The organism is Salinilacustrithrix flava (assembly GCF_041228405.1).
GTDB lineage: Bacteria > Actinomycetota > Acidimicrobiia > Acidimicrobiales > Salinilacustritrichaceae > Salinilacustrithrix > Salinilacustrithrix flava.
In genome coordinates this window covers 2,987,203-3,000,211 of sequence record NZ_CP133888.1, presented here as the reverse complement: position 1 = coordinate 3,000,211, position 13,009 = coordinate 2,987,203, and the positions used below count along the sequence as shown (strand labels likewise).

Below are 13,009 nucleotides of genomic sequence, written 5' to 3'. Positions count from 1 at the left end.
GTGGCCGCTGCCAGAATCCCGGGATTCTGGCAGCGACGGCGGAACAGCGAGCGGGACGGCTAGAGGCGAGGCCAGACCGGTTCGGGCAGGGGTCGTTGGCCGGCGCTGGTGGCGATGCGGGCCAGCGCCACGAGGGCGCCAGCCGTCTCGAACTGCAGCTCCGGCAGGGCGTCGGGCGCGAACCAGCGGGCCTCGACGATCTCGGCTGACGCGGCCACGTCCGGCTCGGTGTCGACGCCGGGCGCCGGGCGGGCCCGGAAGACCACGTCCACCCGCTGGGGGTGGGCGTCGACCACGACGGCCGGCTCGCCGAGGAGCTCCACCACCAGCCCGACCTCCTCGCGCACCTCTCGGCGGGCACCCACCTCGGCGTCCTCCCCCTTCTGGAGCAGCCCACCTGGCACGCCCCACCGCTCCCGGTAGGAGTGCCGCACCAGCAGCAGGGCACCGTCGGGGCGCTCGATGAAGCACATCGCGCCGACGGTGAACGACGGCGACATCGCCCGCACGGCGCGCCGTCGCAAGCCAGCCGGGAGCCGGCGGTACACCTGGAGCGCAAGTCGGTACAGGAGGCCGGCCACTGCCGAGGAGCCTAGTGACGGTCGGTGGCGACCAGACCGGCGACGTCGGGGTCGTCGGGCCAGCGCAACCGGCGCCGGGCGTCGACCAGCTCGGCCGTCAGGTCAGGCGTGGCGCCGGCGACCGGGGTGCGGCGATCGCCGTGGCGCAGCGCGCCGGGGTCGAGCAGCTCGCGGTCGAACGCGTCCACGACCTCGATGCCGGCCTCCCGGCAGATGAGGAGGCCGCCGGCGTAGTCCCAGGATCCGTGCGCGCTCGGCGAGCAGTCCAGGTAGCCGTCGAGCATCCCATCGGCCACGGCGCACAGGTCGAGGGCCGCGGCCCCGAGGGCCCGGTACTGCTTCCAGCCCAGGTACTGGTTGGGGTAGCCCGACAGGCCGATGACCGACCGGCCGAGCTCGGTCTCGGTCGAGGGCGCGACGGGTCGACCGTCGACGGTCGCTCCCCCGCCCCGCACCGCCTCGTAGCGGCGACCGCTGGCCTGGTTGACGACGAGCGCGGCGCGGGGGCCGTCGTCGTCGACCGCGCACAGGCTGGTGGCGTACCACGGGATGCCCCGGCTGGCGTTGGTCGAGCCGTCGACGGGATCGACCACGACGGTGATGGCGCGGTCGGTGTGCTCCACGCCGGACTCCTCGCTCAACCAGCCGAGGCCGGCGTCGTCGAGCACGGCCAAGCAGGCCTCGTCGGCGGCGAGATCGCTGCGGTACTGACCCGAGCGGGTGCCGGCGAGGCCCCAGTCGTCCAGGCCGTCGAGGGCGCGACGGACGGCGGCCGCTGCGTCCCGGAGGACGGCGAGGAGGTCGTCGTCGGTCATCGCAGCGACCGTACCGGGCGACCGGGGCGATGCGAGGGGTGTCCGGGGTGTCGTGGCAGGCTTGCCCCATGGCCTCCATCGACGTCGCCGGGTTCGTGGCCGACCTCAAGGACCATGCCGTGGACCACGGCTTCCACGTGCACGACGAGCGGCACTTCGTGGAGACCTACTCCCTGCGCCAGGCCTGGGAGGTCGACCTGCACCCCGAGGAGGCGTGCGGCGGCCCGCTCGACCTGCACCTCGCCCTCGACGTCGATCCTCGCAGCCTGCTGGCCTTCGAAGACGTCGTGCTCGCCATCGGCGAGGACGACGACCCGCCCGACGAGTTCCACTTCCCGCTCATCTTCACCTGGTCGCTGCCGCCGCTGCCGAAGGGCCCCGACCTGTTGGTGCTGGCCACCGACCTGGCCGGCCTCGGCGGCCCCGACCTGCCCCTCGAGGTGTCCGCCATCGACTCCTTCGGTGCGGTCACCGATGCACCCGAGCGCTCCCTCACGATCGTGGCCAAGGTCGACGTCTCCCTCGCCCGGGTCTTCCTCGGCCAGGAGCAGCTGTGCGACACGCTCGACCGGTGCCTGGCCGTCAGCCACTTCCTGCTCGAGCACGCCCCCGTCTGGCTCGACGAGGTGTGAGCCGACCAGCGGGTCCCGGCGCGGCGCGGTAGGAAGGGGCCATGACCGAGACCGCCCAGTGCCCGTTCTGCGAGCTGCGCTTCTCGGCGCGGTGGGAGCTCAAGCTCCACCTCGACGCCGAGCACGAGGGCCGCGTCCGCGACAAGGACGACGCCCACGTGGCCATCGAGGAGAACGACCCGGACAACCCCAAGCCGCTGTAAGCGCGACCGTGCAGACCCCGGCCACCGTCGCCCTCGACGCGGCGGGCGTCGACTACCGGACCACGGAGTACGAGGCGCCCGAGGGTGGGGGCTACGGCGACGCCCTCGTGACCTCGCTCGGCCTCGATCCCGACGCCGTCGGCAAGACGCTGGTCGCCGTCCTCGACGACGGCCGGCACGTGCTCGCCGTCGTGCCGGTCAGCGCGTCGCTCGACCTGAAGGCCCTCGCCCGCCTGGGCGGGGCCAAGCGCGCCGCGATGGCCGAGCCGGCCGAGGCCGAGCGCCTCACCGGCTCCGTCGTCGGCGGCATCTCCCCGCTCGGGTCCCGGCGCCCGCTGCCAGTCTTCGTCGACGAGCTGCTCACCGTGTCCGACGAGGTCCACGTGAGCGGCGGCCGACGGGGCCTCGAGATCACCCTGGCCCCGGACGATCTGCTCCGGGTTGCCGGCGCCACTGCGGGACCCATCGCCACCTAGGTTCGGCAGCAAGGTGAGATGAGATGGGTACAAAGCCCGCCATCATCTCCCGGCGGTCGAACCGGACGCCGTTGCCATCGTCCCGTCCAAATCTGACGATCCCCTGCCCGCAAGGGCGCGGGGTCCTGTTTGGTTCCGGCCTCAAGCGACCGCTGCCATCCCAGCAGGTGCTGGCATGGTCTTGTGCGGTCTCGGCTCGGCGTTTCGAGTCTCCGGTCGTAGCCCGGCGACAGATTCCTGGTGCTCGAGGAGCCGGGTGGCTTCTCGGGCGATGTTGCGTGCCGCGTTCACATCCCGATCGAGGACGAGTCCGCAGCGGGAGTCGTCGCAGACGTAGGTGCGCTCCCACAGGGCCAGCTTGGCTTTCACCAGCCCACATGCGGAGCACGTCTTCGACGACGGGTAGAAGCGATCGGCGACGACCAGCGTGGTGCCGTGGTCGGTGGTCTTGTAGTCGAGCTGACGGCGCAGTTCACGCAGGGATGCGTCAGCGAGCGCACGGCCCAACCGGCGCTTGCGGTTGCTCATCCCGGCAAGGTTGAGGTCCTCGATCGCGACGATGGCGAACCCGCCGGCGAGGGTGTTCGTGAGGTGGTGGAGGCGCAGGGCCCGGGTCTTGGTGATCCGGCCATGCAGCCGTGCTCGACGATCCAGGAGCTTGCGGCGGTTCTTGGAGCCCTTCTCGCAGCGGGCGATGGCCCGGTCCAGGCGTCGTAGGCGGTGCAGTTGACCGTGGAGCACCTTTGGGTTGGCGACGTGTCCGTGCTCGTCGGTCAGCCCGGGCACCGGACGGGACAGGGTGGCCAGGTGCTTCACGCCCCCGTCGACGCCGATCGTCCCGCCGTGACGCTTGCGGGGCTTGACGGCGGGCTGGGCGTCGAGCTGGTAGCGAACCAGCACGCTGGCCTGCCAGCGCCCGCCGCGCTTGGCGATCGTCACCTTCTGGATCGTGGCCCGGCCCTGCTCGACGAGTCGGTACAGCCGCCGCATGGAGGTGGTCGTGTGCAGCCAGGCCAGCTCGGCGCGGCGGCGCTTCACGTCCGGGTCTGGTGTCGACTGGGGGAGCATGAGCCGGATGGCGTGGCGGTTCTCGTGGAGCCAGGACAGCTGGTGGTTGATCTCCACGAAGCTGACCGAGGGGACGGACTTGTCGCGCTTCTTGAACCGGGGGAACCCGACCCGGCGGCCCGTGCGTTCACCGGAGCGGGACTTGGACCAGTTCTCGAGTGCCTGGGCGGCGTCGACGATGCCGGAGCGGAAGGCGTGCATCGACACCTCCCGCCACCACGGCGCCACCTCGTCCTTCACGCTGTTCCACAGCGTCGACAGGCGCTTGGCTTTCCACGACACTGCCGGCGTCAGCTCGTCCTCCGGGACCCCGGCCTCACGCTCAGCCCGACGGGTCTCGAGGTTGGTCTTCACGGTGGCGAGGACCCAGTTGTACGCGAAGCGTCGAGCACCGCAGTACGACATGAGGAGCCGCTCCTCGGACGGCGCCACCTGACGAGCAGGCCCGCCCGGCGAGCGGGCACCATGGGAGCATGGCCACGCTCGAGGAACCGGTGGACCGCGAGGCGGAGCGGGCGGACCCGGCGCTGCTGGCCGACGAGGCGGTCGACGTCGTCCTGCGCTGGCTCGACGCAGCGGCCGGCGCCGAGACGAGCGAGGACCGGCGCAGCGCCCGCCGGCTCCACCGCCTCGTCGACGACCCCGACGGGGTGGCCTTCACCATGCGCTTCGTCGACCGGGTGATCCGGCCGGACGACCAGCGCGTCGCCGCCCACCAGCTCCACGCCCTCGCGGGCGGGCGCTCGTCGTTGCCCCGCTTCCTCTCCCCCATCGACCGCGTCCTGCTGCGGGCCGGGGCGAACCTGGCCCCGGCCCTCCCCCGACTGGTGATGCCCCTGGCCCGGCGGCGCATGCGCCAGATCGTCGGACACCTCGTGGTCGACGCCCACGGCGCGGCCATGGACCGCCACCTCGGCGCCCGCCGGGCCGAGGGCTTCGATCTCAACGTGAACCTGCTGGGCGAGGCCGTGCTCGGTGAGCGCGAGGCGGCCCGCCGGCTGCAGGCCACCATCGACCTCCTCGGCGACGAGCACGTGGACTACGTGTCCGTGAAGATCTCCGGGGTCGCGTCGCAGCTCCAGCACTGGGCGTGGGACGACAGCCTCGACCGCGTCGCCGAGCGGCTCCGCACGATCCTGCGGGCAGCCCAGGCACGGGGCACGTTCGTGAACCTCGACATGGAGGAGTACCACGACCTCGAGCTCACGATGGCCGCGTTCCGCCGCGTGCTCGACGAGGACGAGTTCCTCGGCGCCGAGGCCGGGATCGTGCTGCAGGCCTACCTTCCCGATGCCTTCGACGCCCTCGGTCGTCTGGTGGCGTGGGCGGGCGACCGCCAGGACCGCGGCGGCGCGGACATCAAGATCCGCCTGGTCAAGGGCGCCAACCTGGCCATGGAGCAGGTCGACGCGGCCATGCACGGCTGGGACCCGGCGCCCCACCCGACCAAGGCCGACACCGACGCCGGCTACAAGCGCTGCCTCGACTGGGTGCTGGAGCCGGACCGGCTCCGGGCCGTGCGCATCGGCGTCGGCAGCCACAACCTCTTCGACGTGGCCTGGGCCGCGCTGCTCGCCGAACGGCGCGGCGTCGCCGACCGGGTCGGCATCGAGATGCTCGAGGGCATGGCCCCGTCGCAGGCCCGAGTGATCCGCGACGAGCTGCGCTCGCTGCTGCTGTACACGCCGGTCGTCGACCCCGACGACTTCGACGTGGCCATCTCCTACCTCTTCCGGCGCCTGGAGGAGAACGCCGCGGTGGGCAACTTCATGCGGGCGCTCGGCGATCTCGAACCGGGCTCGGCGTCCTTCGTGGAGCAAGCAGCGGCGTTCCGCCGCGCCGTCGCCCGCCGTGGGGACGTCTCCACCACCCCCCGTCGCACGCTGGACCGTTCCCAGCCACCCGAGCCCGTCGGCCTGGGGCCCTTCGAGAACGAGCCGGAGTCCGACCCCGCCGTGGCCGGCACCCGGGACTGGGCCCTCGAGCACCTCGCCCGCCACCCCGAGCCGGTCCGTGCCCCGCTGACCACCGAGGCGAGCGCCGTCGACGAGATGATCGGGCGGGCTCGCCGGGCCCAGGCCGAGTGGTGGGCCCGCCCCGCCGAGGAGCGTCGTGGCGTCCTGCGCGCCGTGGCCGACGAGATGGCCCGCCGGCGCGGTGACCTGCTCACGGTGATGGCCCACGAGGGCTGCAAGACCGTGGGCCAGGCGGACCCGGAGATCTGCGAGGCCATCGACTTCGCGCGCTACTACGCCGACCGCAGCGACCTCGCCGACCCGACCGGCCTCCGACGCGAGCACGCCCGCTTCGAACCCCTCGGCGTGGTGGCCGTGGTGCCGCCGTGGAACTTCCCCGTCGCCATCCCCGCCGGCGGCATGCTGGCCGCGCTGGCCGCGGGCAACGCCGTGCTGGCCAAGCCGGCGCCGGAGGTGCCCCGCTGCAGCGAGCTGGTGGTGGAGATCGCGCACGACGCCGGCGTGCCCGCCGACCTGCTGCAGTACGTCCGGGTGCCCGAGGACGACGTGGGCCGCCACCTGCTCACCTCGGTCGACGCGGTCATCCTCACCGGTGGCACCGACACGGCCGACCTGTTCCGCTCCTGGGACCCGGGTCTGCGCCTGTTCGCCGAGACATCGGGCAAGAACGCCATCGTCATCACCCCGAACGCGGACCTGGACCTCGCCGTCGCCGACCTGGTCGCCTCCGCGTTCGGCCACGCGGGCCAGAAGTGCTCGGCGGCCAGCCTGGCGATCTGCGTCGGCGAGGTGCACGACAGCCCGCGCTTCCGTCGCCAGCTCGTCGATGCGGTGGAGAGCCTCGACGTCGGGCCTGCCCACCACCCGACGACCACGATGGGGCCGCTGATCGGCGAGCCGAACCCGAGGCTCGCCCGCGCGTTCACCACGCTCGACGCAGGTGAGGAGTGGCTGGTCGAACCCCGACCGCTGGACGAGACCGGCGAGCTCTGGTCGCCCGGCGTCCGCACCGGCGTGCGGCCGGGATCCTGGTTCCACCAGACGGAGTGCTTCGGGCCGGTGCTCGGGCTGATCCGGGCCGAGGACCTCGACGATGCGATCGCCATCCAGAACGACTCCGCCTTCGGCCTCACCGGCGGCCTGCACTCCCTCGACCCGGCCGAGGTGGAGCACTGGTCCGAGCGCGTCGAGGTCGGGAACGCCTACGTGAACCGCGGCATCACCGGCGCCATCGTGCGGCGCCAGCCCTTCGGCGGCTGGAAGGGATCCAGCGTCGGACCCGGCGCCAAGGCCGGCGGGCCGGGCTACGTGGTGCAGCTCGGCACCTGGCACCCCACCGGCCCGCTCGACCCGGACGTGTGGGCGCGCAGCGACGCCGACTGGTGGCGCACCGTCCACGGCGTCGACCACGACCCCACGGGGCTCTTCTGCGAGTCCAACGTGCTGCGCTACCGCCCCCTCCCCCGGGTCGGGCTGCGCATCGGCGCAGGCGCCGACGACACCGCCGTCGAACGGGTGCGGCACGCGGCAGCGACGTGCGGGGTGCCGCTCCTCGAGTCACACCACGACGACGAGGGCGACAGTGCCTTCGCGGCGCGGCTCGCCGCCCTCGACGTCGAGCGGGTGCGCGTCGTCGGCTCGACGACCGAGGAGGTCCGGCGGGCGGCGATCGAGGCGCGGGTCCACCTCGCCGAGGATCCGGTCACGAACGACGGCGGCGTCGAGCTGCGCCACCACCTGCGTGAGCAGGCCGTGACCCGCACCCTCCACCGCTTCGGGAACCTCGTCCAGGCCGAGACCTGACCGGGGACCCGATCCAGGGCCCGGTCAGGCGACGAGCACGCCGCCGACCACCAGGAGCACGACCCCGCTGACCCGGGTGACGGTCCGGCGTGGACCGTCACCCATCCGCCGGGCCATGGATCCGGCGGCCATGGCGAGGCCGCTGTGCCAGAACGCCGAGGCGAGGACGAGACCGGCGCCGAAGGCCACGAGCGCGGCCGGCGACCGCAGCGACGACGGCAGGGCGAGGGCCACGCCGGCCCAGGCCACGAGCGAGAGCGGGTTCACGATCGTCATGAGCGCGAGCGTTCGGGTCGGACGGCGGATGCCGGCCACGGCGGCCCGGGCCCGGTCGGTGGCCACGATTGTCGAGACGGCCAGGGCGACCAGGGCGAGGCCCATCACGACCTCGAAGCCGCGGACGATCCCCCCGTCGAGGGACGACAGGAAGCCGGCGCTCCCGAGGGCGACCGGCATCGTGAGGGCATCGGCGAGCACCACGCCGCCGGCGCCGGCCAGCGCGACGCGGCGCCCGCGCTCGGCGCCGAGCCCGAACAGGGTCAGTGCGACCGGACCGATGGGGGCGACCAGGGCGAGCCCGGTGACGAAGCCGATGAGGAGGATCATGACCGCCAGGATGGCGGCAGTTCCGGTGCAATGGCTGCCGAACCTGCTGCCCTGAGCCACATGAGCCCGTAGGATCTACGGTCATGGACGCTATCGACCGGAAGATCATCAGCCTGCTCGTGGAGGATGGTCGCCTGTCGGTGACCGAGCTCGCCGATGCCGTGCACCTGAGCCTGTCGGCGGCGTCCCAGCGCCTGCGTCGCCTCCGGGAATCGGGGGCCATCGACCGGTTCACCATCCGGCTCGACAGCGAGGCGGTCGGACGCCCGATCGATGCGCTCGTGGACCTGCAGCTGACCCCCGGCGCCCCGTGGTCGGGCATCGACGACGCCTTGCGCAACGATCCCGAGGTCGTGGACGCCGTCCACGTCACCGGCGGCTTCGACTACCAGATCCGGGTCCGGACCCGGACCATCGCCGAGCTCGACCAGCTGCTGCAGAACTTCAAGGAGCACCTGGGCGTGCGCGAGACCTCGACGCGCGTCGTGCTGCACACGGTCGAGGGCTTCCCCCGCGAGCCGGCGGTCTGAGCACGATCAACTGGCAACGGGCGTGACCAGCAGTAGCATCCGGAGGGTGTCGAACGAGCCGACCACCCGTACGCCGTCGCGCTGGAACGGCCTGTCGACCGAGGAGCGCCAGCGCGAGCGGCGCAACCTCCTCATCGAGGCCGCGTTCGAGCTGCTGGCGAACGAGGGCATGTCCGGCACGACCGTGCGCGCGGTCTGCGCCCACGCCCGCCTGAACCCCCGCTACTTCTACGAGAGCTTCACCGACCTCGACGAGCTCCTCGTCGCCGTCTACGACGACGTCTTCCGCCAGCTCAAGCGTCGCTCCGCCGATGCCGTCAACGCCGCCGAGGACGACGCCGCAGCGATGCGGGCCTCGGTGGCGGCGACCGTGCACTTCATCGCCGAGGACCCGCGCCGGGGCCGGATCCTCTACAGCGAGGCGCTCGGCAACGAGGCCCTGAACCTGCGGCGGGTCCGGGCCGGCGCCACGCTCGTCGAGCTCGTGCTGCAGGACAACTCCCGCCGGGACGTCGGCGCCCAGGACGAGCGCATCGGGCGGCTCGGCGCGTCCGTGCTCGTGGGCGGGTTCTCCGAGCTGCTCCTGGCGTGGATCGGTGGCCGCCTGGAGCTCACGGCCGAGGAGCTCATCGACGACGCCACCGAGGTCTTCCTCGCCGTGTGGGACGCCACCCGCCGGCTGCACGCTGCCGACTGAGGCCTCCTCAGCGCTCCCTCGGCGCCATGGGCACGATCGTGTCCTCGGCGCCGGGCACGCGCACCTCGACGACGGGCTCGTCCACGTCGTCCAGCTCGGTCCGCAGCGCGCGCGACATCACCGCGTGCTGGAAGTACAGCGTGGTGATGTAGGTCAGCTCCAGGAGCTCGACGTCGGACAGGTGCCGGTGCAGGGCCTCGAAGAGCGCGTCCGGCACCCGTCCGTGCTGCAGGACGAGGCAGTCGGTGTAGGCGAGCACCAGGCGCTCGACCTCCTCGAAGCAGTCGGCGGCGGGCCAGTGGGCCACCGCGGCGATCCGCTCCTCGGACACGCCGAGGCCGCGCAGCGACTTGCAGTGCTGGGAGAACACGAAGCGGCTGCCGGCGCCGTACCCGGCTCGGGCCTGGCCGAGCTCGCGCAGCACGGGGTCGAGCTGCCGTTCGGGGCTCTGGTAGAGGCCGAAGCCCTGCACGGCGTGCTGGAGGATGTCCGGCGAGCCGGCCCACACCGTCCACCAGTCCCCCGGCGTCCCGGTGGCGGTGCCCGGTTCGGCGACCGGGTCCCGGTCGCCGAACATCAGCCGATACATGGCCGGCACGATGCCGGGGCCTCCCTCGGCCGTGGCCTCGGCGCGGTCCACCTGGCGCAGGCGGGGCATGTGCATCTCCCTCGTCAGAACCGGCAGTGCGTCCGCCGCAGGACCCGGGTTCAGGTTGCTGCGTCGGCCAGGTCGTGGGGACCGGAGGCCGGGTAGCCACGAGCGTCGCGCACCGAGGCGCCCCACCGCCCGAGGATGGAGGTGAGGGCATCGACGTCGTCGCCGAGCGCCTCGACGATCGGACGGCAGCCCCGGTCGGTGACGACCTCGATCTCCTCGCGGAAGGCGCGCCCGTCGTCGGTGAGCTGGTGGTCGGTGAGGAGCCCACGCGCCTCGAGCGCGGCCTCGGCGGCGTCGTACTGCTCGTCGCTCCACATCCGGGTGCGCGAGTACGACCGGGCCGGCAGACCCCAGTACAGCTCGCTGAGCACCCCGATCTGGCAGGCATCGAGCTCGACCGAGGTCCAGGCGGCGGTGTGGGCGTCGCCCCGGTACTCGCGCAGGCGATCGGCGAGGCGCCAGCAGTCGGCGAGCGGGTCGTCGAAGCGGACGAGCGCGGCGAGCCCCGCGTACAGCGGCTTGCCGTAGGGCTCGAGGTCCGCGTTCGCCCGCTCCAGCAGCGTCCGCGCCTCGTCGACGCCGTCGGGCCGGTCGCCGAGCACCCGTCGCAGCTGGGCCACGGCGCCGTCGTCGCGGGCCTGGCAGATGGTCGGCGCGTCGGTCTTGGCCCACCCGCGCTCGACGATGCGCTCGACCATGGCGTGGTTGAAGACCCCGAAGGCAGCGGCGATGACCGAGCCGGGCACCTGGCCCATGACCGAGCCCCGGCTGCAGAAGTACGACTCCATCTCGGGACCGGCGACGCCATTGAAGTCCCCGGGGCTTGGCCCGAACCCGAGGGCCTCGTAGTTCGCGTGGCACTCCGGCGAGAAGTACACCTGCCCGGCCACCGGCTCGATTGCGGCGGCGAGCCCCCTCGCCCGGCGTGTCAGCTGCTGGTCGTCCACGGTGCACCTCGAGAGTTGGCTACAGGAGTTGCCAGTCTCTAGCACGGAACGGACGCCGGCCGATGCGTAGCATCGGCGACGAACCCGGAGGCCGCCCAGCGGCCGAGGGTTCGCGTGGGGCGGGTGGGGATCGAACCCACGACCAAGGCATTATGAGTGCCGCGCTCTGACCACTGAGCTACCGCCCCGAGGCGAGCGACGGTAGCCCGGCGCTCACCCTCCGAGCGCGAGGCCCAGCGCCAGCAGGTTGTTGAACACGACCAGGCCGTAGATCGCCGACATGATGTTGATGCCGGTCTGCTTCTCGTACAGGACGTAGACCACGGCGAGCTTCACGACCAGCAGGGCGATCATGGCGAGCTGGAGGCCACCGTGGTGGATCATCTGGGCCACGACCGGGTTGCCCTCGGCCTTGGTCGAGAAGTTGGCGAGGATCACCCAGGTGGTGGCCACGTCGGCGACCTGCAGGCCGGCGAGGAGCTGGTACCTGCCGGCGGCCCGCTCGACGGGCGGCGCGGCCGATGAGGCGAGGCGGGCGGACGGGGAGGCGACGGTCGGGGATGCGCTGGCCATGGGTCCTCCCTACCGATGGCACGCCCCCGTCACCGGTCAGGAACCGGCGAACTCACCTCAAATCGGACCGACCTGGGCTCGGAGCGCCGGCGAAGGGCCTCCGTCCGCGCCATGCGCGCGGACCGCGACACGCGTCGTGGGATTCGCATAGGCCAAACGACCTATGCGGATGTCAGCAGGCGACGGCGGTGGAGCCGACCCGCGCCAGCCCGGCCCGGTCGCCGTCGCGGTAGGTCTCGTAGCGGGGTTCGCTCGGCAGGGCGTAGTAGCCGTGCATGAGCTGGCTCGGATCCTCGACGTGGTCGAGACCGGCGATGTGACCCAGCTCGTGCATGAGCGTGGTGGCCACGAGCGGCGTCACCTGCCCGCCGGCGTCGCCGACCAGGCGCTGGGCGTTGAGGTTGACGACCCCGCTGACGTACTGGATCCGGCCGGTGTCTGGATGGGCGCCGGCCAGCGGCAGCGCCCACGCCGCGGCCTGCTCGCTCGGGTCGGGTGCGGTCATGAACGAGATCGTGACCTGGCCGAACACCTTGCGGTACGAGCTGCTGTCGGCGCTCCGGTAGGTGGTGGGACCGACGTGCACCCAGTGCTGGCCGGTGGCGGTGGAGATGGCATCGAGGGCGTGCTCCAGCATCTCGACGAACTCGGCGTGCTCGGCGTCGGGGATGCCGGCCGGGTTGGCCACGACGTACACGGGTCGACACGCCGCCCATCGGGGCGGCAGCACGTCCGGGCTGGCGTCGGGGAGGAAGAGGTAGCTGCCCCGCGGCGCTGACGGGAGCGGAGCGGCGGGACCGCGGAAGTCCCGCGCGCCGAAGGGTCCGGCGCCGACGGCCCGGCCGAACTCGACGGACTCGGAGAAGTACAGCATCAAGTGCCCGCGCAGCATCCCGGCCCGCAGCTGGCCGAGCCAGTAGGCGCGCCCCTCGGCCTCCGCGGCGCGGCCGAGCACGTTGCGGTACACGAGGTCGACGAAGGCGGCGTCGCCGAGGTTCCCGTAGCGCTGGCGGAACTCCGGAGACCGGGCGAACTCCTCGGCGATCGAGCCGATCGGGTAGGCGCCGTGGCGGGCTGCGGTGATCCAGTACACGATGCCGTCGCCGTCGGGCTCCCGGAGGAAGAACGCCCGGTAGAGCCGGTAGATCGTGCCGTCCACCCCGTCGTCGGTGCCGTCGTAGACGATGTCGGAGGCGCGCTGGCCGGCCTCGGCACCCACCGTGCTCGCATCGATCCCAACGGGGACCAACAGGGCGAGGATGGCGACGAGCGCGGCCAGCAGGCGGCCCGAGCGAGCTCGGGCGGGGGCATCGTGCGCGTCGTGCACCGTGAGAGCATGCCCCACGCGCTCGTGGTCAGTGGGGTCAGAGCCACGTCCGAATCATGTGGATCGTTCGGTTCTGGGGGGTTCAGACCTGGGTATGGTCCCGCCCAGGCGGGAACA

At 72.5% G+C, this 13,009-nt stretch carries 14 protein-coding genes and 1 tRNA gene; 6 read left to right on the top strand and 9 right to left on the bottom strand.

Features of this window, described 5'->3' with window-relative positions; all coding sequences use genetic code 11:
• Positions 1-59: 59 nt before the first annotated feature.
• Positions 60-581, bottom strand: coding sequence for an NUDIX hydrolase (locus RGQ06_RS14760; RefSeq protein ID WP_432430529.1), 522 nt, complete (start codon positions 579-581; stop codon positions 60-62).
• An 11-nt stretch (positions 582-592) separates the two neighbouring features.
• Positions 593-1,396 (bottom strand): inositol monophosphatase family protein, encoded by an 804-nt coding sequence (locus RGQ06_RS14755; protein WP_432430530.1) that lies wholly within the window; start codon positions 1,394-1,396, stop codon positions 593-595.
• A gap of 68 nt (positions 1,397-1,464) precedes the next feature.
• Here RGQ06_RS14755 and RGQ06_RS14750 point away from each other — a divergent pair, with 68 nt between their 5' ends.
• From RGQ06_RS14750 to RGQ06_RS14740, 3 genes are read left to right on the top strand one after another with little or no spacing between them, the layout of a single operon-like run.
• A complete protein-coding gene (locus RGQ06_RS14750; RefSeq protein WP_432430531.1) occupies positions 1,465-2,028 on the top strand; it encodes a hypothetical protein in 564 nt (187 codons plus the stop codon).
• Between the two features lie 41 nt (positions 2,029-2,069).
• Positions 2,070-2,231, top strand: coding sequence for a hypothetical protein (locus tag RGQ06_RS14745; RefSeq protein ID WP_432430532.1), 162 nt, complete (start codon positions 2,070-2,072; stop codon positions 2,229-2,231).
• 8 nt (positions 2,232-2,239) lie between these two features.
• Positions 2,240-2,707 carry an aminoacyl-tRNA deacylase gene (locus tag RGQ06_RS14740; RefSeq protein WP_432430533.1) on the top strand — a complete coding sequence of 156 codons (468 nt, stop codon included), beginning with the start codon at positions 2,240-2,242 and terminating at the stop codon, positions 2,705-2,707.
• Positions 2,708-2,848: 141 nt separating this feature from the next.
• Here the strand turns inward: RGQ06_RS14740 and tnpB are convergent, their stop codons facing one another.
• Complete coding sequence (gene tnpB / locus RGQ06_RS14735; RefSeq protein ID WP_432430534.1) at positions 2,849-4,207, bottom strand: IS607 family element RNA-guided endonuclease TnpB; 1,359 nt, start codon at positions 4,205-4,207, stop codon at positions 2,849-2,851.
• A 41-nt stretch (positions 4,208-4,248) separates the two neighbouring features.
• Between tnpB and RGQ06_RS14730 the strand changes: the two genes are divergently transcribed.
• Positions 4,249-7,554 (top strand): bifunctional proline dehydrogenase/L-glutamate gamma-semialdehyde dehydrogenase, encoded by a 3,306-nt coding sequence (locus tag RGQ06_RS14730; protein ID WP_432430535.1) that lies wholly within the window; start codon positions 4,249-4,251, stop codon positions 7,552-7,554.
• 24 nt (positions 7,555-7,578) lie between these two features.
• Here RGQ06_RS14730 and RGQ06_RS14725 read toward each other — a convergent pair whose 3' ends face one another.
• Entirely contained in the window at positions 7,579-8,160 is a 582-nt protein-coding gene (locus RGQ06_RS14725; RefSeq protein ID WP_432430536.1) for a LysE family transporter, read from the bottom strand.
• Between the two features lie 83 nt (positions 8,161-8,243).
• Between RGQ06_RS14725 and RGQ06_RS14720 the strand changes: the two genes are divergently transcribed.
• Positions 8,244-8,690 (top strand): Lrp/AsnC family transcriptional regulator, encoded by a 447-nt coding sequence (locus RGQ06_RS14720; protein ID WP_432430537.1) that lies wholly within the window; start codon positions 8,244-8,246, stop codon positions 8,688-8,690.
• A 46-nt stretch (positions 8,691-8,736) separates the two neighbouring features.
• Positions 8,737-9,387, top strand: a complete 651-nt coding sequence (locus RGQ06_RS14715; RefSeq protein WP_432430538.1) for a TetR/AcrR family transcriptional regulator — start codon at positions 8,737-8,739, stop codon at positions 9,385-9,387.
• 7 nt (positions 9,388-9,394) lie between these two features.
• Here the strand turns inward: RGQ06_RS14715 and RGQ06_RS14710 are convergent, their stop codons facing one another.
• The 5 genes from RGQ06_RS14710 to RGQ06_RS14690 form a co-directional block, all read right to left on the bottom strand.
• Entirely contained in the window at positions 9,395-10,045 is a 651-nt protein-coding gene (locus tag RGQ06_RS14710) for a carboxymuconolactone decarboxylase family protein (RefSeq protein WP_432430539.1), read from the bottom strand.
• A gap of 50 nt (positions 10,046-10,095) precedes the next feature.
• Entirely contained in the window at positions 10,096-10,992 is an 897-nt protein-coding gene (locus RGQ06_RS14705) for an SCO6745 family protein (RefSeq protein WP_432430540.1), read from the bottom strand.
• 115 nt (positions 10,993-11,107) lie between these two features.
• Positions 11,108-11,180, bottom strand: a tRNA-Ile gene (locus RGQ06_RS14700).
• A 25-nt stretch (positions 11,181-11,205) separates the two neighbouring features.
• Entirely contained in the window at positions 11,206-11,565 is a 360-nt protein-coding gene (locus tag RGQ06_RS14695; RefSeq protein ID WP_432430541.1) for a DUF5658 family protein, read from the bottom strand.
• A gap of 172 nt (positions 11,566-11,737) precedes the next feature.
• Positions 11,738-12,892 (bottom strand): DUF4214 domain-containing protein, encoded by a 1,155-nt coding sequence (locus RGQ06_RS14690; protein WP_432430542.1) that lies wholly within the window; start codon positions 12,890-12,892, stop codon positions 11,738-11,740.
• Between the last annotated feature and the right edge of the window lie 117 nt (positions 12,893-13,009).